Raw genomic sequence first — 20,782 nt, 5'->3', positions numbered from 1 at the left:
TGCCCGGTCACCTCGCCGCCCCGGCCCCGGCGATTCCCCGCGGCGGGCCGCACCGGCGCCGTCCGCGTTCACTCCGTGTCCGCCAGCAGCCGCTGCACCAGCATGCTGGACTCCCCGTGCTCCTCGAAGTCGGCGAGCAGCACGGCCACGGCCTCCCGGACGATCCGCCCCCGGTCGGCGGTCAGGCCGTGCTCGGCGCGCAGGGTCAGCCGGGTCTGCTCCAGGGCGAGGAGCTCGGGTGCGGAAATGTACACCGTGATCTTCTCGTCGTGGCGCTGGCGGCCGCTGGGCTGCGGCGCGCGCTTGGGCCGCGTCTTGCGGGTGCGCGGGCCCGGCGCCTCCGGCTCCTCGGCCGGTGCGGGCGCCTTGGACTCCGGTTCCGCGTCGGCGCGGTCCTCGCGCGCGGTGGACGGCTCCGTGGGCGGGCTTGTCGGTGTGGGAGGTGCGGGCTCGGGTGCGGCGGTCTCGGACGGACGGAAGAACAGTTCGTCCGCGCCGGGCAGGGTCACGCGCCGTGACCGCTGTGTTGCCACCTAGCCAGCACCTCCTTGGCGAGTTCCCGATAGGCGTTGGCCCCGGCCGACGAGGAGTCGAACCGGGTGATGGGCTCCCCCGCCACCGTGGCGTCGGGGAACCGCACCGTGCGGTTGATGACGGTCCCGTACACCTTGTCGCCGAACCCGTCGATGATGGTCGACAGCACCTCGCGCGCGTGCAGCGTGCGCGGGTCGTACATGGTGCCGAGGAACCCCTCGATGACCAGGCGCTCGTTGAGCCGCTCCTGGACCTTCTGGATCGTGTCCATCAGCAGCGCCACGCCGCGCAGCGCGAAGAACTCGCACTCCAGCGGCACGATGACGCCGTCGGCGGCGGTGAGCGCGTTGACCGTGAGCAGGCCCAGCGACGGCTGGCAGTCGATGAGGATGACGTCGTAGTCGTCCACCACCGGCCGCAGCGCCCGGCCCAGCATCTGCTCCCGGGCCACCTCGCCGACGAGCTGCACCTCGGCCGCCGACAGGTCGATGTTGCTCGGGATGAGGTCGAGGCCGTCGACGTCGGTTTTCAGCAGTACGTCCGAGACGGTGACGTCGCGCTGCATGAGCAGGTTGTAGACGGTCAGGTCGAGCTCGCGCGGGTCGAGTCGGCCCAGCCCCACCGAGAGCGCCCCCTGGGGATCGAAGTCGACGAGCAGCACCCGTCGCCCGAACTCCGCGATGGCGGCGCCGAGATTGATCGTGGTCGTCGTCTTACCGACGCCACCCTTCTGGTTGCACAGTGCGATGATCCGAGCCGGTCCGTGGTCGTCCAACGGCTCTGGCTCGGGAAACCACACTTTCGGTCTGTTCGATTGCAGAGCCGCCCCCGTGCTGTGCGTTTCCCCCCACGGGTTGATCGCCGATCTCTCCGGACCGCTCCCGTCGGCGGGGGCCTCGCCCCCCACCTCCGCACCGTCGTACTCGGACCAGCTCACAACCCTTGACCTCCCTACGAACCGGCCGTGGCCGGACGTTTCATCCGTACCGGTTGACCGGCCGTCGGAAAAACTCAATATGTCGACAGCATCGAACCGTCGTGCCCGCGACTCTAAAACCTCGGCACAGGTTCATTCAACGCGACACTCAACGGTGTCACCGATGCGTGACCGGGGGTGGCGCTCAGCGGGCGGCGTTGGCACGGGGGTGGCTGGCGGCGTAGACCTCGCGGAGCCGGTCCACCGTGACCAGGGTGTACACCTGCGTGGTGGTGACCGACGCGTGCCCGAGGAGCTCCTGGACGACGCGCACGTCGGCACCGCCGTCGAGGAGGTGTGTGGCAAACGAGTGCCGCAGGGTGTGCGGGGAGACCTCGCTCAGGCCGGCCCGGTCGGCGGCGGCGCGCAGCACGGCCCAGGCGCCCTGCCGGGTGAGGCGTCCGCCGCGGGCGTTGAGGAAGAGGGCGGGGGCGCCGCGGCCGGAGGCGGCGAGGGTGGGGCGGGCGCGGACGAGGTAGGCGTCGATGGCGGCGCGGGCGAATCTGCCGATCGGCACCAGCCGCTCCCTGCCGCCCTTGCCGCGGAACCGCACGACCGCGACGTCCGCGTCGAGGACGTCGCCGCTGGCGCCGGCGGCGTCCGTCCCGCCGAGGCGGCCGACGTCGTCGACGTTTAACCCGATGGCCTCGGAGATCCGCGCGCCCGTTCCGTAGAGCAGCTCCAGCAGGGCGCGGTCGCGCAGCCCACGGGGGTCGTCGGCGGTGGTGCCGACGGCGTCGAGCAGCGACTCCACGGCGTCCAGTGTCATCGCCTTGGGCAGGCGGCGCGGCGGCGAGGGCGGGCGGACCTCGCTGGCCGGGTCGTCGTGGGTGATGCCCTCCGTGCGGGCGAAGCGGTGCAGGCCGCGCACGGCCACGACCGCGCGCCCGGCGGAGTTGAGCCCGAGCGGGGGGTGGGTGTCGTCGCCCTCACGCAGCCCCCGGAGGAAGTCGGCGACGTCGTCCGCGCCGACCTCGCCGAGCGAAGTGATCCCGCGTGCGACCAGAAACTCCACATAGCGGCGGAGGTCGCGGCGGTAGGACGTGAGGGTGTTGGCGGCCAGGCCACGCTCCACGGTGAGGTGATCGAGGTACCCGCGCACCGCCGACACCAGTACGGGGGCCGCGTCGTCGGCTGCCATCACATCCCCGATCCTTCACGAAGTGACTTTTTTATTACTGTCAGTGACATGCGGGCGGAGTGAGCCGCTCTCCACCGGACGGCGCGAGGGACGCGTCGCCCGAACGTGGCCGGGCGGCCGCCGGTGCCGACCCCGCCCGCCGAGGCCCCGGCACGGTGGCGGGACGCCGCCTGCACGGGGGACGGGGTGCCGCGCGTTCGGCGGCCGTCACCATCACCTGACCGCGCGGCCGCTTCCGAGCGCGATGATGCCACACGGCGGCGCGCCGCGGCGGCACGACACGGCGGGATCTCCCGGCTATCTCCGGACGATCCAGGTAATCACCACCCAATCCCCGAGATTCCCGGCAGGCCACGGGGCGGGGAGACGGCGAGAGAGGGGACGAGACGAAGAAAAAGCCGCCCGGGACGGTGTCCCGGGCGGCCGTGCGGGCGTGGGCCGTCGCCCCCTGGTCAGTCCGCCGGACGCAGACGGGCGAACCCGTCGCGCGCCGCGACCGCGGCGGCGAGGACGCCGACAACAGTGGCCCCGTTGTGCAGCCGCCCCCCCTGGACGGCCGCCACCGCCTCGTCGAGCGGGATCCACGCCGGAACCATGTCGGCCTCCTCGTGGATGCGCTCGAAGCCGATCTCGTCGTGCGGCACCTCGGTGAGGCCGCGCGCGAGAAAGACCTTGATGCGCTCGGTCGAGAAACCCGCCGACGGGAAGAAGTCGGCCAGCTCATACCAGCGCTCCGCGCGGTACCCGGCCTCCTCCAGCAGCTCGCGCTGCGCGGTGCGGACCGCCGGTTCGCCCTCCTCGTCGCGCAGCCCCGCCGGAAGCTCCCACAGCCGGTGCCCCACGGCGTGCCGGTACTGGCTCAGCAGCAGGACGCGGTCCTCCTCGTCCACCGCCAGCGCGGCCACCGCCCCCAGGTGCACCATGTGCTCCCGCCGCACCAGCTCGGGCCCATCGCTGCCCGGCATGGTCAGCCAGTCCACCCGCATCGCCGTCTTGTCACCGCGGAACGGCTCGGTGCTCTTCTCGACCGTCCAGCGCTCCGGCTGGTCTTCGAGCTTCACCGACCGCGCCGCGCCGTCACGCGCCGACGCGCTCATGCGCTCGGCTTCCCGGCCGCGCCCTGCCGCTTCAGAGCGGCCGCGACCAGTCCGGAGAACAGCACGTGCGCGCGGGTCGGGCGGGAGCGCAGCTCGGGGTGGGCCTGCGTGGCGATGTAGAACGGGTGCTCATCGCGCGCCAGCTCGACGTACTCCACGAGCTTGCCGTCGGGCGACAGGCCCGAGAAGACCATCCCCGCCTTCTCCAGCTGCGGGCGGTAGGCGTTGTTCACCTCGAAGCGGTGGCGGTGCCGCTCGGAGACCCGCGCCTGCCCGTAGAGTTCGCGCGCCAGGGAGTCCTCGGCGAGGTCGGCCGGGTACAGGCCGAGCCGCATCGTGCCGCCCATGTCGCGCTCACCGGCGACGACATCGGCCTGGTCGGCCATGGTCGCGATGACCGGATCGGCGGGCTTGTCGTCGAACTCCAGGCTGTTGGCACCGGCCAGGCCGGCGACGTTGCGCGCGTACTCGATGACGACGCACTGCAGCCCCAGGCAGATGCCCAGGGTCGGGATCTTGCGCTCCCGGGCGAACTTGAGCGCGCCCAGCTTGCCCTCGATACCGCGCACACCGAAACCGCCGGGGATCAGCACACCGTCGACGTCCCCGAGCCGGCGCTGAGCGCCCTCCTCCGTGGCGCACTCGTCGCTGGGCACCCAGCGGATGTTCACCCGCGTCCTCTCGGCGAACCCGCCGGCGCGCAGCGCCTCGGTCACCGACAGGTAGGCGTCGGGCAGGTCGATGTACTTGCCCACCAGGCCGATCGTGACCTCGTGGTCCGGGTTGTGGACGCGGCCCAGCAGGTCGTCCCACTCCGTCCAGTCGACGTCGCGGAAGGCCAGCCCCAGGCGGCGCACCACGTAGGCGTCCAGCCCCTCGCCGTGGAGCACCTTGGGGATGTCGTAGATCGAGGGCGCGTCGGGCGTGGAGACCACGCCGCCCTCCTCCACATCGCACATGAGGCTGATCTTGCTCTTCATGGCGTGCGGGATCGGACGGTCGGAGCGGCACACGATGGCGTCGGGCTGGATACCGATGCTGCGCAGCGCGGCGACGGAGTGCTGGGTGGGCTTGGTCTTGAGCTCGCCCGACGGAGCGAGGTAGGGCACCAGCGACACGTGCAGGAAGAAGCTGTTGTCCCGGCCGATCTCGTGCCGGATCTGGCGCACGGCCTCCAGGAACGGCTGCGACTCGATGTCACCGACGGTTCCGCCGATCTCGGTGATGACGACGTCGACGTCGGCCGACTCCATCGCGTAGATGCTGGCCTTGATCTCGTTGGTGATGTGCGGGATGACCTGCACGGTGTCGCCCAGGTAGGCGCCCTGGCGCTCCTTGGCGATCACACTGGAGTAGATCTGGCCGGTGGTCACGTTCGCCGACGCCGAGAGCTCGGTGTCGAGGAACCGCTCGTAGTGGCCGATGTCGAGGTCGGTCTCTGCCCCGTCGTCGGTGACGAACACCTCACCGTGCTGGAAGGGGTTCATCGTGCCCGGGTCGACGTTGAGGTAAGGGTCGAGCTTCTGCATCGTGACGCGCAGCCCGCGCGCCTTCAACAGCCGCCCCAGGCTGGAGGCGGTCAGGCCCTTCCCGAGGCTGGAGGCGACGCCGCCGGTGACGAAAAGGTGTTTGGTGCTAGCGGCGGATGCCAAAGTGATGCTCCCGTGGTCGAATGGCTACGGCGCGCCCGAGCGTTTCCGGGCCGCCGTGCGGCGTCCGTCGCCGGCAGGACCTCAGACCGGCCACTACCTCGGACTCCACGGGCCACCAGGATAACAGTGCCGAGCACCCGCGCTGGTATGGCACCGCCACCCGCGCCCCCCAATCAGGCCGGGAACGCTCCGGCACGGCCCAGCAGCGCCGGGGGCGCCTTGTCCAGCCGGGCGCCGAGCCACGCGCCGAGGTCGGTGAGCGCCGTGAGGCCGGTGCCCGTCTCCACCCCGCTGCGGTGCAGCATATACACCAGGTCCTCGGTGGCGATGTTGCCGGTGGCCGCCGGGGCGAAGGGGCAGCCGCCGAACCCGCCCACGCTGGAATCGAGCACGGTGACGCCGTTCTCGACGGCCGCGAGCGCGTTGGCGTAGCCGGTGTTACGGGTGTTGTGGAAGTGGCAGCGCAGCCGGGCGCCGCCGGCGACCGCGCGCACCCGCCGCACCAGGTCGCTGACCTGCCGGGGGACACCGACGCCGATGGTGTCGGCGAGGGCGATCTCCACCGCCCCGGACGCCGCCGCCCGGCGGGCGATCTCCGCCACGCGCTCCGGCGGGGTCTCGCCCTCGAAGGGGCAGCCGAAGGCCGTGGAGACGGTGACGCTCACCGGCATCCCGGCCGAGGACGCGGCCTTGGCGATGTCGTCGTAGGCCCCCAGCATCTCCTCGACCGTGCAGCCCTGGTTGCGGCGGCAGAATTCGTCGGTGGCCGGAATCGCCACGTTCACCTCGTCGACGCCGGCGGTCAGCGCGCGGTCCAGGCCCCTGCGGTTGAGCACCAGCCCGATGTAGGAGGCCCCGGCGCCGCGGTCGATCCCGGCCATGACCTCCTCGGCCCCGGCCATCTGCGGCACCCGCTTGGGGTTGACGAAGCTCACCGCCTCGATGCGGCGGATCCCGGCGGCGACCGCGCGGTCGATCAGCTCGATCTTCTCCGCGACGGACAGGACCCGGTCCTCGTTCTGCAGGCCGTCCCGTGGTCCGACCTCGACGATCTCGACCCGACCGGCCGCCATGGCGCGATCACCTCATTCCCGGGTCCCACTGACGTCATCGTCCGCGGCCGCCATCGCGCGCCGTGCGCGGCGGATGGTGCCGATCATCACACGCCAGCCTAGTCAACGGGGGTTCGCCGCCCACCTCCGGGGGTTCACACCGTTGATTTCGGCGATATCGACCGAATACTCGCTGGTATTCGGTCGATATCGCCGAGATCAACGGAAGGTCGGGGCGGGGACGGGTCAGCGCAGGGCGAGGGCCGGACGGATCTCCCAGGTGGTCCACAGGGGGCGGTAGCCCATGCGGTTCCAGAACGGCCCGGAGAGCGGGTTCATCATCGCGTAGTTGAGCAGGGTGACCGCGATCCCGTAGCTGTCGAGCGCCTGGTGCACCTGGCTGACCAGGGCGGTGCCGATGCCCTGGCCGCGCTCCTCCTCGGCCACGACGCCGTAGCCGATGTGGGCGGTGGGGGACGCGCTGACCAGCGGCGCCGCCCAGTGGGCGCGCTCGGGCGGCGACGCCCACACCAGGCCGACGGGGCGGCCGCCGCGCTCGGCCAGCCAGATCCACGAGGGCGAGCGGCTCAGGGCCCGCGCGACCACCCGCCGGGTCTGCTCGGCGGTCTCGGCCTGGATGAACACCCCGCCGAAGGCCTCCTCGTAGCGGTGCTCCTCCATGAGCAGGCCGACGACCTGCGCGACGTCGTCGGCGCCGGCCAGCCGGATGGTGACGTCGCGCGGCGGCAGCGACGGCGGAACACCCCGGCGGAAGCCGCGCACCGCCAGGACGCTGTAGGGCTGCAGCCCGTGGCGCTGCAGCGGGAGGACGCCGCAGACGTCGCGGGAGGGCCAGGTGAGCACCGCCGCGGACTCCGAGCCCGTGCCGGTGGGCAGCGCCTCCAGCTGCTCGCGCCAGTGGGTCAGCAGCGAGTCGAGCGCGCCCCCGGGATCGGGGCCGCCGACGATGGGGGTGAGCCAGTGCTGGTCGGGCACGCCCCAGGTGCGCCCCGGCTCGCCGGGCTGGTACCAGGAGTAGCGCATGGTCCCCGCGGCCACCGGGCGCCCGGCGCCGTCGCTGACCGTCAGCAGGGGGTACGTGCTCGCGCGGGGCTGGGCGGGAACCGGTAGAAGGGGGTCGACGCCGCGCCAGCGCCGCGCCGCCGAACTCACCAGCAGATCGAACTCGGCGCTGCGGCTTGACAGGTCGTCATGCCGCACCCGGGCGACATAACCGCTCATCTCACACTCCCCGGCCGCAGTACGACTACCTGCCCATGTCACGGCTCAGTGGCGCGGCGTGACCAGAACCGACGGGCGAACACGCAACGTCGCGCCATCACCACAGAGACCGTACCGCCTTGCCACGACTCTCGTCTGCGAGCCGCGACAAAGTTACGGAAATCGTTCCGGTTTTGTCGCCGTGCAATTGCACTGTGACAAACCCTGGAAGGAACCACGGTAGCCGATTCTTCGGGAGATCCCGCCACCAGCCCCGCGTCCGCGCCCCTACGGCATCAAGCGGTCACCCGCTGGCATCCCCGCCCGACGTGATTTCGTTACCGCTGCCAAGATCGACGACCTTGGGCTTGTCCCCCGAGTGGTACACGGTGAGGTCCGAGCCCGCCAGGGTGAGGGAGTCGGCCGTGGCCAGGTGGACCGTGGTTCCGCTCCCCGAGACGTTCACCGCGCCGCACGCGCCGTTGAGGACGACCGTGGCGTCACTGGAGGCGATGTTGACCATGCGGCCGGCGCAGTCGTCCACGGTGGTCTCGCCGCCGGAGGTGATGTTCACGGTGTCGCCGACCTCGACGTCGACCCCGTCCTCGCCGACGGACACCCCGCCGTCGGAGTTCTCGGCCGAGACCCCGTCCTGGTCGACCTTGGCCCCGCTGCCGTCCTCGGTGGAGAAGGACACGCCTTCGGAGTCGACCGACAGGCCGCAACCCGCTCCCATCAGGGCGATCACGCCCGCGATCGCCGCCATGCCCGGTCCCCGCATCCGCATGAGCTTCTCCTTCGACGTCCGCCATCCCGACCCGGCGCGTCCGGGCCCGTTTGCCCTCTGTTGGACGCAAGGGTAGCGGGGGCGGTTCCCCCCTCGGCCGGAAAGCCCCTACTGCAGGCAGAACTCGTTGCCCTCCGGGTCGAGCATGACCATCGCGTAGCCCTTGGGGTCGTCGACCTCCCGCACCCGCGTCGCCCCCAGCTCGACGGCCCGCTCGGCTACCTCGGCGACCTTCGCCCGGCGCCGGTCGTGCGGCAGCTCCGCGGCCACGTTCACGTCCAGGTGCACCCGGTTCTTCGCGCTCTTGCCCTCGGGTACCTGCTGCAGGAAGATCCGCGGCCCGGCACCGGCCGGATCGACGATGGCATACGCGCTGTCGCGCCTGCGCTCCTCCTCGGGGACGCCGAAGGCGGTGAGCGCCTCGTCCCAGGTCGCGAAGCCGGCAGGCGGCGGCTGCTCCTCGTAGCCGAGCAGCTCCGCCCAGAACCGGCCGAGCTTGCGCGGCGCGTGGGCGTCGAAGGTGACCTGGAAGGTATGGGCCATGGCGGAAACCACTCCCCTATTCCTCTCGGTGGACGAACAGCCAAGGTTTCATCGAACATATATTCGAACCACAGGGCGCGCAACTCCCGTCCCCACGACACAGCGCGGGGCCGGCCGCACCGGCCGGCCCCCTCAGCAAAGGATCGGGTCAGCCGACCCCGGCGGCGTCCATGCCGCGCAGCTCCCGCTTGAGCTCCTTGATCTCGTCGCGCAACCGGGCGGCCAGCTCGAACTGCAGGTCGGCCGCTGCCTGGTGCATCTGCTCACCCAACTGGTCGATCAGGTCGGCGAGCTCGGCGCGCGGCATCTTGGCGATATCGGGCGAGCGCCCCTCGCCCGCCGTCGAGGACAGGGCCGGGACCGGCGTCCGCCCCTGGTCGCCCTTGCGGTAGCCGGTGCCCAGCAGCTCCTCGGTGTCGACATCCTCGCGGGCCAGCGAGTCCAGGATGTCGGCGATCTTCTTGCGCAGCGGCTGCGGGTCGATGCCGTTCTCCTCGTTGTACGCCTGCTGCTTGGCCCGGCGCCGGTTGGTCTCGTCGATGGCGTTGCGCATGGCCTCGGTGACCGTGTCGGCGTACATGAACACCTGCCCGTCGACGTTGCGCGCCGCGCGACCGATGGTCTGGATCAGCGACGTCTCCGAGCGCAGGAAACCCTGCTTGTCGGCGTCGAGGATCGCGACCAGCGACACCTCGGGCAGGTCCAGGCCCTCCCGCAGCAGGTTGATGCCGACCAGCACGTCGAACTCGCCCACGCGCAGCTCGCGCAGCAGCTCCACGCGGCGCAGGGTGTCGACCTCGCTGTGCAGGTAGCGCACCCTAATCCCGAGCTCGGCGAAGTAGTCGGTGAGGTCCTCGGCCATCTTCTTGGTCAGCGTGGTCACCAGGACCCGCTCGTCGCGTTCGGAACGCACCCGGATCTCGTGGACCAGGTCGTCGATCTGGTTCTCGGTGGGCTTGACGATGACCTCCGGGTCGACCAGCCCGGTGGGCCGGATGACCTGCTCGACGACGTCGCCGCCGCTCTGCCGCAGCTCGTAGGGGCCGGGGGTGGCCGACAGGTACACCGTCTGTCCGATCCGCCCCAGGAACTCCTCCCACTTCAGCGGCCGGTTGTCCAGCGCCGAGGGCAGCCGGAAGCCGTGGTCGACCAGGGTGCGCTTGCGGGAGGCGTCGCCCTCGTACATGCCGCCGATCTGCGGGACGGTGACGTGCGACTCGTCGACAACGAGCAGGAAGTCCTCCGGGAAGTAGTCGAGCAGCGTGTTGGGGGCGCTGCCCGGCTCGCGGCCGTCGAAGTGCCGGGAGTAGTTCTCGATACCCGAGCAGGTCCCGATCTGGTGCAGCATCTCCAGGTCATAGGTGGTGCGCATGCGCAGCCGCTGCGCCTCCAGCAGCTTGCCCTGGGCCTCCAGCTCGCTCAGGCGCTCGGCCAGCTCGGCCTCGATGGCGCTGATGGCCCGCTCCGTGCGCTCGGGGCCCGCCACGTAGTGCGAGGCGGGGAAGATGTACATCTCGTCGTCCTCGCCGAGCACCTCCCCGGTGAGCGGGTGCAGCGTCTGCAGGCGCTCGACCTCGTCACCGAACATCTCGATGCGGATGGCCAGCTCCTCGTAGACCGGGATGATCTCGATGGTGTCGCCCCGGACGCGGAACGTGCCCCGGGTGAACGCGGTGTCGTTGCGGGTGTACTGCATCTCGACGAGCTTGCGCAGCAGCTCGTCGCGGTCGACCTCCATGCCGACGCTGAGCATCGCCATGCGGTCGACGTACTCCTGCGGCGTGCCCAGGCCGTAGATGCACGACACGGAGGCGACCACGATGGTGTCGCGGCGCGTGAGCAGCGAGTTGGTGGCCGAGTGCCGCAGCCGCTCCACCTCGTCGTTGATGGACGAGTCCTTCTCGATGTAGGTATCGGTCTGCGGGACGTAGGCCTCGGGCTGGTAGTAGTCGTAGTAGGAGACGAAGTACTCGACCGCGTTGTTCGGCAGCATCTCCCGCAGCTCGTTGGCGAACTGCGCGGCGAGCGTCTTGTTGGGCTGCATGACCAGGGTGGGCCGCTGGACCTGCTCCACCAGCCACGCCACCGTGGCGGTCTTGCCCGTACCGGTGGCGCCCAGCAGGACGCTGTCGGAGTTCCCGGCGTTGATCCGCCGGGTGAGCTCGGCGATCGCCGACGGCTGGTCGCCCGCGGGCGACATCTCCGAAACCACCTCGAAGGGCGCCATCTTGCGCTGGATATCGGTCACCGGCCGCACGTCGCGTCAACTCCCCATCGGTTTAGCCCCGGACCCTTCCACGGTATCGGCGGAAGGTGACAGAAAACCTCCACCACCGGACGGTGGACGCACGGAAGCCCGCGCGCGGCCCCGCCCCAGCGCCGGGAAACGTGCAGCGGGACATCGGGAAAAGCGGGTCAGGCGTGCGCGGCGGCACGCTCCACCAGCCGCTTCCACAGGTCAGCGACGGCCCGGTCGAGGTCGGCGACCGTGCCGGCGTTGTCCACGACGATGTCGGCCGCGGCCAGCCGCTCCTCCCGGGTGGCCTGCGCCTTGATCCGGGCCCGGGCCTGGTCCTCGGGCATGCCGCGGTGGTTGATCAGGCGCTCGATCCGCGTCTCCTCGGGGGCGTCGACCACCACGACCAGATCGTAGAGCGCGCCCAGCCCGTTCTCCACCAGCAGCGGAACGTCGTACACCACGATGGCGTCCTCCGCCGCCTGGGCCATCAAACCCTCCGTGCGCTCCCCGACGCGCGGGTGGACGATGGCGTTGAGCCGGGCCAGCTTGTCGGCATCGGCGAACACGATCTCACCGAGCCGCGGCCTGTCCAGCTCCCCTTCGGGGGTGAGGACCTCCTCGCCGAACTCCGCGACGATCTCCGCCAGGCCGGAGGTCCCGGGCTCGACGACCTCGCGGGCCAGCTGGTCGGCGTCGATGACCAGGGCGCCGTGCGCCGCGAGGCGGCGCGACACCTCGCTCTTGCCCGAGCCGATCCCCCCGGTGAGTCCTACACGCAGCATGCAGCCGAGCCTATCTCCTAGCCCACCGGCGCCTCGGGCGCGCCCCCGGGAGCGGGTTTGCGGAGGTGCACGGTGGTGATGTGGTTGGCGAGCCGTTCCCGGCCGGTCTCGGTGTAGCCGAGCGCGCGGTAGAGCCGCAGGTCGGCCGCGCCACCGCGCCCCGTGACCAGGGCGAAGGACTCCAGGTCGGGCCGGGCCCGCAGGGCGTGCTCCTCCAGCGCGGCCAGCAGGGCCCGGCCGATGCCCCGGCGGCGCGCGTCGGGAACGACGGCCAGTCGGTTGATGAGGAACCCCGCGCCGGTCCCGCGGCCCCGCGCGGTGCCCACGATCCGCCCACCGAGCACCGCCTTGAGCAGGATGCGGTCCTCGCCGAGGTAGGCGCCGATCTGCTCGCGGGTCTCGGCAAGAGGGGCGATGTAGGGGTCGCCCACGGCCTGGGCCTCGTCCAGGTAGGCGGCCCGCTGCACGGTCCAGATCTCACCGATGTCGGCTTCATCGGCGACGGAGATTCGCGGGGTGCTCACCCTCCGACCATAGCGAAAGGGCCGCTCCCCCGAAGGGGAGCGGCCCTTAGCGATTCGCGTCAGGGAACCGCGGCGGTCCTACTCGCCACCGCCCGCGAGCTTCTCGCGCAGCGCGGCGAGCGCCTCGTCGGACGCCAGGGCGCCACCGGAGGGCGCCTCGGCGTTGCCGCCGCCACCGCCACCGCCAGCGGCGGGGGCCGGAGCGCTCGGCGCGGCCTCGGCCTCAGCCGGCGCCTCGGCGGCCTCGGCCTCGGCGGCCTGGGCCTCCTCGACCTGCTTGCGGTGCGCCTCGAAGCGAGCCTGCGCCTGGGCGTACTGCTGCTCCCACTCGTCGCGCTGGGTCTCGTAGCCTTCGAGCCACTCGCCGCTCTCGGGGTCGAAGCCCTCGGGGTACTTGTAGTTGCCCTGCTCGTCGTACTCGGCGGCCATGCCGTAGAGGGTCGGGTCGAAGTCGACCTGGTCCGGCGACACTGCCTCGTTCGCCTGCTTCAGCGAGAGGCTGATGCGGCGGCGCTCAAGGTCGATGTCGATGATCTTGACGAAGATCTCGGTGCCGACCTGGACGACCTGCTCCGGGATCTCGACGTGGCGCTCGGCCAGCTCGGAGATGTGGACCAGGCCCTCGATGCCCTCCTCGACGCGCACGAACGCACCGAACGGAACCAGCTTGGTGACCTTGCCGGGAACGACCTGGCCGATCTGGTGCGTGCGGGCGAACTGCTGCCAGGGGTCTTCCTGGGTGGCCTTGAGGGACAGGGAGACGCGCTCGCGCTCCATGTCGACGTCGAGAACCTCGACGGTGACCTCCTGGCCGACCTCGACAACCTCGCTGGGGTGGTCGATGTGCTTCCAGGACAGCTCGGAGACGTGCACCAGACCGTCGACGCCGCCGAGGTCGACGAACGCGCCGAAGTTGACGATCGAGGACACGACGCCCTTGCGGATCTGGCCCTTCTGCAGGGTGTTGAGGAACGTCTGGCGAACCTCGGACTGGGTCTGCTCCAGCCAGGCACGGCGCGACAGGACCACGTTGTTGCGGTTCTTGTCGAGCTCGATGATCTTGGCTTCGAGCTCCCGGCCCACGTAGGGCTGGAGGTCGCGGACGCGGCGCATCTCGACGAGGGACGCGGGCAGGAAGCCGCGCAGACCGATGTCGAGGATCAGACCGCCCTTGACGACCTCGATCACCGTACCGGTGACGACGCCGTCCTCTTCCTTGATCTTCTCGATGGTGCCCCAGGCGCGCTCGTACTGGGCGCGCTTCTTGGACAGGATCAGACGGCCTTCCTTGTCCTCCTTCTGGAGGACCAGGGCCTCGACGTGGTCGCCGACGGACACCACTTCACCGGGGTCGACGTCGTGCTTGATCGAGAGCTCGCGGGAAGGGATCACACCCTCGGTCTTATAACCGATGTCGAGCAAGACCTCATCTCGATCGACCTTCACGATGGTGCCCTCGACAATGTCACCGTCGTTGAAGTACTTGATGGTCTCGTCGATCGCTGCGAGGAAGGCTTCCTCGGACCCGATGTCGTTGACCGCTACCTGGGGTGTCGAGGTTGCCTCGGTGCTGCTCGTCATGTGTGGGTGGACTCCGGACACGGATATGGACAGAAATGGGTGCGCTGCGAAATCGAACGGATACCCGGCGGACCGCCGAACAACGACGACGAGTCCGGAGCCACGAATACGCCCCGGGGGTCTCCCCGCCTCTTCACACGTGCCAAGCGACCGTCGCGCCCACCCGGCTCGGGTTGCGCCCCAGGTAGAGGCGATCGGTCTGCCTCTCTCGGAACGAACTTTCGAGGTCGAGCTGCGCATGCGAGTCCACAACGCTCCGGTCAGAATATGAGACGCGGGCGTCTTGGTCAATCGGAATCCCGGACGTCTAACGGACCAATGAGCGCAACCAGGGCATTCTACTTCTCACACGTCCCACGCCAGAGTGTGGCCCATCTCACGCATCAAGGGTCGCGGGGTCGAGCGGGGACGACCGAATCAGTCGTCGAACCGCCGTGCGCGTGTCCGTTTGAGCTCGGCGCGGCGGCGCTTGGATTTCAGCCGACGTTCCTTGGCCGCGCGGCCCGGCCGGGTGGCCCGGCGGGCACGGGGCCCCGGGGCGGCCGCCTCGGCCAGCACAGCGGTGAGCCGCTCCCGCGCCAGTTCGCGGTTGCGGGACTGGGAACGGCTGTCGGCAGCGGTGACCGTCAGCACACCGCCGACCAAGCGGCCCTCCAGCCGCCGCAGCGCGCGCTGGCGCTGGTCGTCGGTGAGGGCGGCCGTGGAGGTGAGATCCAGGGAGAGCGCGACACGCGTGTCGGACGTGTTGACGTGCTGCCCGCCCGGCCCCCCGGAGCGGGAGAAGCGCCACCGCAGCTCGCTGTCGACCAGGACTACCCGGACACAGCCCGGCATCGTCGGCCCCTCCTCTCCCTGGATCATCGCGACGGGTGCGCGCGCCGCACCGGCGCCGACGGGCGTCGGATCCGTCGCGGAACACGCCGTGCCCGCCGGCGACGTTCAGTGCGCGGCGTCGTGCCAGTTGCTGCCGACGCCGACCGACACGGCCAGCGGCACACGGAGAGCATAGGCGTTCGCCATCTTTTCCGACACCAGTTTTCGGACATCCGACAACTCGCCCGAGGTCACTTCCAAAACGAGTTCGTCGTGGACCTGTAGCAGCATCCGCGAAGTGAACCCCCCCTCGCGCAGCGCGGCATCCACATCCAGCATCGCCACCTTGATGATGTCGGCGGCCGACCCCTGAATGGGGGCGTTGAGCGCCATCCGCTCCGCCATCTCCCGGCGCTGACGGTTGTCACTGGTCAAATCCGGCAGATAGCGGCGGCGGCCCAGCATCGTCTCCGTGTAACCGTCGCGGCGCGCACGCTCGACCACCGCGTGCAAATAGTCGCGGACCCCACCGAACTGCGCGAAGAAGTCGTCCATCAGGCGGCGCGCCTCATCGGGCGTGATCCCCAGCTGAGCGGAGAGGCCATAGGCGCTCAGCCCGTAGGCCAGACCGTAGTTCATCGCCTTGATCCGGGCGCGCGCCTCCCCGTCGACCTCGTCGACGCCGATCTTGAACACTCGGGCGGCGATCTCGGCGTGGAAGTCGTGGCCGGTCTGGAACGCCTCGATCAGCGAGGCGTCCTCGGACAGGTGCGCCATGATGCGCAGCTCGATCTGGCTGTAGTCGGCGGTCAGCAGGTTCTCGTACCCCTCCCCGACCACGAACGCGCGGCGAATGCGCCGCCCCGCGTCGGTGCGCACAGGGATGTTCTGCAGGTTGGGGTCGGTGGAGCTGAGCCGCCCGGTAGCCGCCACCGTCTGGTTGAAGGTGGTGTGGATGCGCCCGTCCTCGGCGATCGTCTTGATCAGGCCCTCGACCGTGGTCCGCAGCCGGGTCTGGTCGCGGTGGCGCAGCAGGATCGCCGGGAGTTCGTGGTCGGTCTGGGTGGCCAACCAGGCCAGCGCGTCGGCGTCGGTGGTGTAACCGGTCTTGATGCGCTTGGTCTTGGGCAGCTCCAGCTCGGTGAACAGCACCTGCTGGAGCTGCTTGGGCGAACCGAGGTTGAACTCGTGGCCGACCACCCGGTGGGCCTCCGACACCGCCTGGCGCACCGCCGCCGCGAACTCCTCCTCCAGGCTGTCGAGGTAGGCGCGGTCCACGGCGATGCCGGTGCGCTCCATAGCGCCCAGCACCCGGACCAAAGGTAGCTCCAGATCGGCCAGGAGGCGGTCGGCGCCGCGCTTGCGCAGATCGGAGTCGAGACCGGCCGCCAGGTCGAGGGTGGCACGGGCGCGCAGGGCGAGATCGCGCCGCGCGTTGTCGGCGGCGTCGCCCTCCCCAGTGACGTCGAGGGTGAGCTGCTCGCCGTCGCCGGTGTGCTCGCTGAGCTCGCGGTTGAGGTACTTGCGGCACAGGTCGACGAGGTCGACCTTGCGCTGGCCGGGCTGCACCAGGTAGGCGGCGAGCGCGGTGTCGCTGGTGAGACCGCCGAGCTCCCAGCCGTGCGCGGCCAACGCGAGCATGGGCCCCTTGGCGTCGTGCACCGCCTTGGGGTGGGCGGGATCGGCCAGCCAGGCGGCCAGCGCCCGCTCGTCGTCGGGGTCCAGGGCCGTGGGGTCGATGTGGGCCGCGGCTCCGCCGGGGGCGGCGATCGCCAGGCCGCTGATCGACCCGGTACCGCGCCCCCACTCGCCGGAGAGGGCCAACCCGACGCGCTCGCCGCCGGAGGCGTGGCCGCGCAGCCATGCGTCGACCTCGCCGGTGCCCACAACCGTCAGGTCGACGGAGAAGCCCTCACCGTCGCCATCGGACTCACCGCCGCCCTGCGTGGAGTCGGCCCCCATCACGGCGAACAGGCGGTCGCGCAGCGTGGAGGCGAACTCCAGGGCGTCGAACAGGGAGTTGATGGAGGCGGGGTCGGCGTCCCGCATGGTGAGCTCGGTGACCGGGGTCGCGACCTCGACGTCGGTGGCGAGCTCGTTGAGCCGCTGGTTGCGCAGGACATCGTCCAGGTGGTCGCGGAAATTCTGCCCGGCCTTGCCGGTGAGCTCGTCGGCGTGCGCGACCAGCTCGTCCAGGGAACCGTACTTGGTGATCCACTTGGCGGCGGTCTTGGGGCCGACCCCGGGGACGCCGGGAAGGTTGTCGGCCTTCTCCCCCACCAGAGCGGCGAGGTCGCGGTAGAGGCCCGGCGGTACGCCGAACTTCTCCTCGACCCGCTCCGGGGTCATCCGGGTCAGGTCGGACAGGCTCCTACCCGGGTACAGCACCGTGCAATCGTCGGTGACCAGCTGGAACGCGTCGCGGTCGCCGGAGGCGATGAGCACCTCCATGCCCTGCTCGCCCGCCTGGTGGGCGAGGGTCGCGATCACGTCGTCGGCCTCGAAGCCGGTGGCGGTCACGCTGATGACGCCCATCATCCGCAGCAGTTCCTGGATCAGCTCCACCTGGGAGGGGAACTGGTGCGGGGTCTCGGCGCGGCCCTCCTTGTACTCCTCGTACACCTCGTGCCGGAACGTCGGACCGGACAGGTCCCAGGCCACCGCGATGTGCGTGGGTTGCTCCTCGCGCAGCAGCTTGATCAGCATCGAGGTGAAGCCGTAGACCGCGTTGGTGGACTGACCGGTGCTCGTCGCGAACTTCTCCACAGGCAGCGCGAAAAAGGCGCGGAAGGCCATGGAGTGGCCGTCCAGCAGGAGCAGGCGCCGACGGCTCGCGGCCTCACCCCCGGAGGCCGGGGAGGAACGGTTCTGGTCGGGGGTCTGTTGAGTCTTCACCACAAGCAAATCCTAGGATGCGGTGGGGACATTTGCGCGCCCCTGGCGGTTGGACGCGCCAGGTCATCCGTGGCGGCCCGCGTTCTCGGGCGCCGCGCTGAGAATTTCGAGAGAGGGCAGGGGACGATGACGCTGGACGCAGAGCAGCTCGCCGAGCTCATGGGGAACGCCAACCCGGGCGGCGGGCTCGGGGAGAGGATGGGGGTCGAGATCAGCGAGGCCTCGGCCAAGCGCGTCGTGGGCCGGATGCCCGTCGCGAACAACACGCAGCCCTACGGCCTGCTGCACGGCGGCGCGTCGTGCGTCCTCGCCGAGACCCTGGGGTCGGTCGGCTCCGCGATCCACGCGGGCGAGGGCCGGATCGCCGTCGGCATCGAGATCAACGCCACGCACCACCGCAGCGCCACCGAGGGGCACGTGACCGGTGTGGCCACCGCGGTGCACCTCGGCCGCACGCTGGCCACCTGGGACATCGTCATCACCGATGACGAGGGACGGCGGGTGTGCACCTCCCGCCTGACCTGCATGCTGCGCGACGCCTGACGCGAACCCGATCCCGGTTCCATCAAATCCATCCCAGCGGGGTGGGGCCACCGATCCGGTGGCCCCACCCTTTTGTCGTCTCCGGGGAAAAACATGGCTGACCCCCGACCATATGATCACCCAGAGTGACAACACCCGGCCACTGCGTCGCGAGATGTGCCGCCAAACCGCTCTTATCTGCGCCTTTACCCGCGAAACATGACTACAGAGCGATAACGGCATGAACCCGACTCTGCACCGACATGACCAACAATCTTCCGGTTCGCGAACGCTGGTGATTAAGTCGCGCTAACGCCGAACATTAAGCGGAGCCACCATCACACGGCTTCGAACGGCGACCCGTCCCCATCGCTACCAGCCGGTTGAACGGAGAGTCCTCGATGCCAGGGATGCCAGGCAAGAAGCCCCTCAGCCTCGCCGCGGCGGCCGCGGCCATCACCCTCGGAGCCGCCGCCTGCGGAAACGGCGACGGAGCGGACAGCGAAGCGCTGCAGTTCGGGTACGTCTTCCCGGAGACGGGCGACCTCTCCCACCTCGGGCCGCCCCAGGTCAGCGCCGCGAAATTCGCACTGCACACGATCAACGAAGCAGGGGGCGTGCTCGACCAGGAGGTCCCCGCCATCCTCACCGGCGACGAAGCCAACGACGCCGCACAGGCCAACGACGCCGCGCAGCGGCTGATCGACAACGACGTGGACGTCGTCCTCGGCGCCGCCAGCTCCAGCATGACCCTGGCCATCATCGACACGGTGACCGGCGCGGACACGGTCCAGTGCTCCGGCTCCAACACCGCGCCCGGACTCACCGAGGAGAAGCCGACCGAGTACTACTACCGCACCGCCCCCAGCGACCTGCTCCAAGGTCCCGTCCTCGCGCAGAAGGTCGCCAGCGACGGCCACCAGAACGTCGCCATCGCCTACCGCGCCGACGACTACGGCGAGGGCCTGGCCAACGCCGCCGCCCAGGCCATGAAAGACAACGGCATCGAGGTCAAGTACAAGGAAGGCTACGACCCCAACGCCCCGAACTTCGACTCCGTGGTCACGGAGATCGCCAACCAGGAGACCGACGCCGTCATCATGGTCTCCTTCGAGGAGGGCGTGCAGATCATCACCGGCCTGCTGGAGTCCGGAGTGGACGCCGACCAGATGTACGGCACGGACGGCCTGAACGACGAGACGCTCGGCTCCTCGGTCGACTCGGACAACCCCGGCATCATCGACGGGTTCCAGGGCACCGCGCCCGACGTCGGTGAAGCGGGCTTCGTCAAGGACCTGCAGGCGTTCGACGAGGACCTGGAGCTCTTGCAGTTCTCCAGCCAGGTCTACGACTGCGCCATCGTGGCGGCGCTCGCCGCCGAGCAGGCCGAAAGCACCGACCCGACCGTGTTCGTCAAGGAACTCGCCCCCGTCACCCAGGACGGCGAGAAGTGCACCACCTTCGCCCAGTGCCGCGACCTGATCCGCGAGGGCAAGGACATCGACTACGAGGGCGTCAGCGGCCCCATCAACCTGGATGAGAAGGGCGACGTCAGCCAGGCCACCTTCCAGGTCTACGGATTCGAGGACGGTGGCAAGCACGTGAGGCAGGAGTCCATCACCGTCCCGTAGCCCACCGCCCCACCGAAAACCATCACCCTCGCACCGCCTGGGCCCCCGGACCGCCGTCCGGGGGCCCAGGTGCTGCCAGGGGCAGGGGGCCTGCTGGGCGGCCTTGCCGGTAGTCGGCTCATCCGGTGTTCGGTGGTGAAAAGCGGCAGCGACAAGGGCAGGGGGCTGGGGGCGCTGGTCGTCTCTGGGGATGCGGCCGGGCCGGGCAGCGACGTCGGCCCGCTTCGCTGGTCTCCCTTCGGGTGGAGGAGCGAGGGCGGCAACGACGAGGGCTGGGGGTGGGGCGCCGCGTGTCGGCTCCGGGGCGGGCTATGCGGGCGGCCCGGAATCCGGTTTGTGGGCCGCCGCGCGCCGGATATGACCGGTTTGCCACAAGTTCCCCGCGATGATCATGGGGATGGTCCCGATTCTGTCCGGTTTGCCGGGACCATCCCCATGATCATCGCCAGAGGGGGCCTGCGGGGGTGGAGTGCTCCCGGATCGCGGAAGGCTCCGCACGCGAGGCGGAACTCCCGGCGTGCGGCCGTCTTTAAGGCACCGCCCCGCACGTCCGAAGCCGACCTGCCCATGCTCCCGGCACCTGCCCGAGCCCGGGGCGGCTCTGTCCCACCGGCTTTCGGGGCCCGCCGGTGGCCGAAAGGGAGCCCCCCGACCACCGCCGTCGCCGCCGCCATCGCAGCTCCACCGGGGACCTGACCGGCAAGCGGGCCGACACCGCTGGCCCATCCCCTCCCCATCACCCGGGAAGCCCAGCGCCCCCAGCCCCCACCGCCCTCGGTGCCGCTCTTCACC

The 20,782-nt window shown here is 70.4% G+C and carries 17 protein-coding genes; 2 read left to right on the top strand and 15 right to left on the bottom strand.

Going from position 1 to position 20,782, the window contains the following annotated elements; genetic code table 11:
- Positions 1-68 precede the first annotated feature (68 nt).
- The 15 genes from ABD259_RS06900 to polA form a co-directional block, all read right to left on the bottom strand.
- Positions 69-533, bottom strand: a complete 465-nt coding sequence (locus ABD259_RS06900) for a hypothetical protein (protein ID WP_344160929.1) — start codon at positions 531-533, stop codon at positions 69-71.
- Complete coding sequence (locus tag ABD259_RS06895; protein WP_412759434.1) at positions 506-1,471, bottom strand: ParA family protein; 966 nt, start codon at positions 1,469-1,471, stop codon at positions 506-508. The genes ABD259_RS06900 and ABD259_RS06895 overlap by 28 nt, the downstream gene beginning before the upstream one ends.
- 184 nt (positions 1,472-1,655) lie before the next feature.
- Positions 1,656-2,651 carry a site-specific tyrosine recombinase XerD gene (locus ABD259_RS06890; protein ID WP_344160926.1) on the bottom strand — a complete coding sequence of 332 codons (996 nt, stop codon included), beginning with the start codon at positions 2,649-2,651 and terminating at the stop codon, positions 1,656-1,658.
- Positions 2,652-3,103: 452 nt separating this feature from the next.
- Positions 3,104-3,748: an NUDIX domain-containing protein gene (locus tag ABD259_RS06885; protein ID WP_344106284.1), complete on the bottom strand. Its 645-nt coding sequence runs from the start codon at positions 3,746-3,748 to the stop codon at positions 3,104-3,106.
- Positions 3,745-5,400 (bottom strand): CTP synthase, encoded by a 1,656-nt coding sequence (pyrG, locus tag ABD259_RS06880; protein ID WP_344106282.1) that lies wholly within the window; start codon positions 5,398-5,400, stop codon positions 3,745-3,747. Before pyrG ends, ABD259_RS06885 begins: the two co-directional genes overlap by 4 nt.
- Before the next feature lie 173 nt (positions 5,401-5,573).
- Positions 5,574-6,473 carry a hydroxymethylglutaryl-CoA lyase gene (locus ABD259_RS06875; protein WP_344106280.1) on the bottom strand — a complete coding sequence of 300 codons (900 nt, stop codon included), beginning with the start codon at positions 6,471-6,473 and terminating at the stop codon, positions 5,574-5,576.
- Between the two features lie 225 nt (positions 6,474-6,698).
- Positions 6,699-7,694, bottom strand: coding sequence for a GNAT family N-acetyltransferase (locus ABD259_RS06870; RefSeq protein ID WP_344160923.1), 996 nt, complete (start codon positions 7,692-7,694; stop codon positions 6,699-6,701).
- Between the two features lie 283 nt (positions 7,695-7,977).
- Positions 7,978-8,460: a DUF3060 domain-containing protein gene (locus ABD259_RS06865; RefSeq protein WP_344106275.1), complete on the bottom strand. Its 483-nt coding sequence runs from the start codon at positions 8,458-8,460 to the stop codon at positions 7,978-7,980.
- Between the two features lie 108 nt (positions 8,461-8,568).
- Entirely contained in the window at positions 8,569-9,003 is a 435-nt protein-coding gene (locus ABD259_RS06860; RefSeq protein WP_344160920.1) for a VOC family protein, read from the bottom strand.
- A 148-nt stretch (positions 9,004-9,151) separates the two neighbouring features.
- Entirely contained in the window at positions 9,152-11,260 is a 2,109-nt protein-coding gene (uvrB, locus tag ABD259_RS06855; protein ID WP_344106270.1) for an excinuclease ABC subunit UvrB, read from the bottom strand.
- A 158-nt stretch (positions 11,261-11,418) separates the two neighbouring features.
- Positions 11,419-12,024 carry a dephospho-CoA kinase gene (gene coaE / locus ABD259_RS06850; RefSeq protein WP_344106268.1) on the bottom strand — a complete coding sequence of 202 codons (606 nt, stop codon included), beginning with the start codon at positions 12,022-12,024 and terminating at the stop codon, positions 11,419-11,421.
- 17 nt (positions 12,025-12,041) lie between these two features.
- On the bottom strand, positions 12,042-12,548 hold the full coding sequence (locus ABD259_RS06845; protein WP_344106266.1) for a GNAT family N-acetyltransferase: 507 nt from the start codon (positions 12,546-12,548) through the stop codon (positions 12,042-12,044).
- A 78-nt stretch (positions 12,549-12,626) separates the two neighbouring features.
- Positions 12,627-14,129 (bottom strand): 30S ribosomal protein S1, encoded by a 1,503-nt coding sequence (gene rpsA, locus ABD259_RS06840; protein ID WP_344106263.1) that lies wholly within the window; start codon positions 14,127-14,129, stop codon positions 12,627-12,629.
- Between the two features lie 417 nt (positions 14,130-14,546).
- Positions 14,547-14,963, bottom strand: coding sequence for an alternative ribosome rescue aminoacyl-tRNA hydrolase ArfB (arfB, locus tag ABD259_RS06835; RefSeq protein ID WP_344160917.1), 417 nt, complete (start codon positions 14,961-14,963; stop codon positions 14,547-14,549).
- 105 nt (positions 14,964-15,068) lie between these two features.
- The gene (gene polA, locus ABD259_RS06830; protein ID WP_344160914.1) at positions 15,069-17,840 is read right to left on the bottom strand and encodes a DNA polymerase I; all 2,772 of its coding nucleotides are present in this window, start codon (positions 17,838-17,840) and stop codon (positions 15,069-15,071) included.
- A 123-nt stretch (positions 17,841-17,963) separates the two neighbouring features.
- Here polA and ABD259_RS06825 point away from each other — a divergent pair, with 123 nt between their 5' ends.
- Together ABD259_RS06825 and ABD259_RS06820 are read left to right on the top strand one after the other, a co-directional pair.
- Positions 17,964-18,380, top strand: coding sequence for a PaaI family thioesterase (locus tag ABD259_RS06825; protein WP_344106256.1), 417 nt, complete (start codon positions 17,964-17,966; stop codon positions 18,378-18,380).
- 389 nt (positions 18,381-18,769) lie between these two features.
- The gene (locus tag ABD259_RS06820) at positions 18,770-19,990 is read left to right on the top strand and encodes an ABC transporter substrate-binding protein (protein WP_344161226.1); all 1,221 of its coding nucleotides are present in this window, start codon (positions 18,770-18,772) and stop codon (positions 19,988-19,990) included.
- Positions 19,991-20,782: the final 792 nt, after the last annotated feature.

The sequence above is a fragment of the Nocardiopsis rhodophaea genome, assembly GCF_039530945.1.
Lineage (GTDB): Bacteria > Actinomycetota > Actinomycetes > Streptosporangiales > Streptosporangiaceae > Nocardiopsis_C > Nocardiopsis_C rhodophaea.
This window is presented reverse-complemented; position numbering and strand designations above follow the sequence as displayed.

Excerpts from the sequence above, each read along its gene's own strand:
- rpsA (WP_344106263.1), bottom strand. The coding sequence starts at position 14,129 with ATGACGAGCAGCACCGAGGCAACCTCGACACCCCAGGTAGCGGTCAAC.
- ABD259_RS06885 (WP_344106284.1), bottom strand. The coding sequence starts at position 3,748 with ATGAGCGCGTCGGCGCGTGACGGCGCGGCGCGGTCGGTGAAGCTCGAA.
- ABD259_RS06890 (WP_344160926.1), bottom strand. The coding sequence starts at position 2,651 with ATGGCAGCCGACGACGCGGCCCCCGTACTGGTGTCGGCGGTGCGCGGG.
- ABD259_RS06860 (WP_344160920.1), bottom strand. The coding sequence starts at position 9,003 with ATGGCCCATACCTTCCAGGTCACCTTCGACGCCCACGCGCCGCGCAAG.
- ABD259_RS06865 (WP_344106275.1), bottom strand. The coding sequence starts at position 8,460 with ATGCGGATGCGGGGACCGGGCATGGCGGCGATCGCGGGCGTGATCGCC.
- ABD259_RS06820 (WP_344161226.1), top strand. The coding sequence starts at position 18,770 with ATGCCAGGCAAGAAGCCCCTCAGCCTCGCCGCGGCGGCCGCGGCCATC.
- ABD259_RS06875 (WP_344106280.1), bottom strand. The coding sequence starts at position 6,473 with ATGGCGGCCGGTCGGGTCGAGATCGTCGAGGTCGGACCACGGGACGGC.
- coaE (WP_344106268.1), bottom strand. The coding sequence starts at position 12,024 with ATGCTGCGTGTAGGACTCACCGGGGGGATCGGCTCGGGCAAGAGCGAG.
- arfB (WP_344160917.1), bottom strand. The coding sequence starts at position 14,963 with ATGCCGGGCTGTGTCCGGGTAGTCCTGGTCGACAGCGAGCTGCGGTGG.
- ABD259_RS06825 (WP_344106256.1), top strand. The coding sequence starts at position 17,964 with ATGACGCTGGACGCAGAGCAGCTCGCCGAGCTCATGGGGAACGCCAAC.
- ABD259_RS06870 (WP_344160923.1), bottom strand. The coding sequence starts at position 7,694 with ATGAGCGGTTATGTCGCCCGGGTGCGGCATGACGACCTGTCAAGCCGC.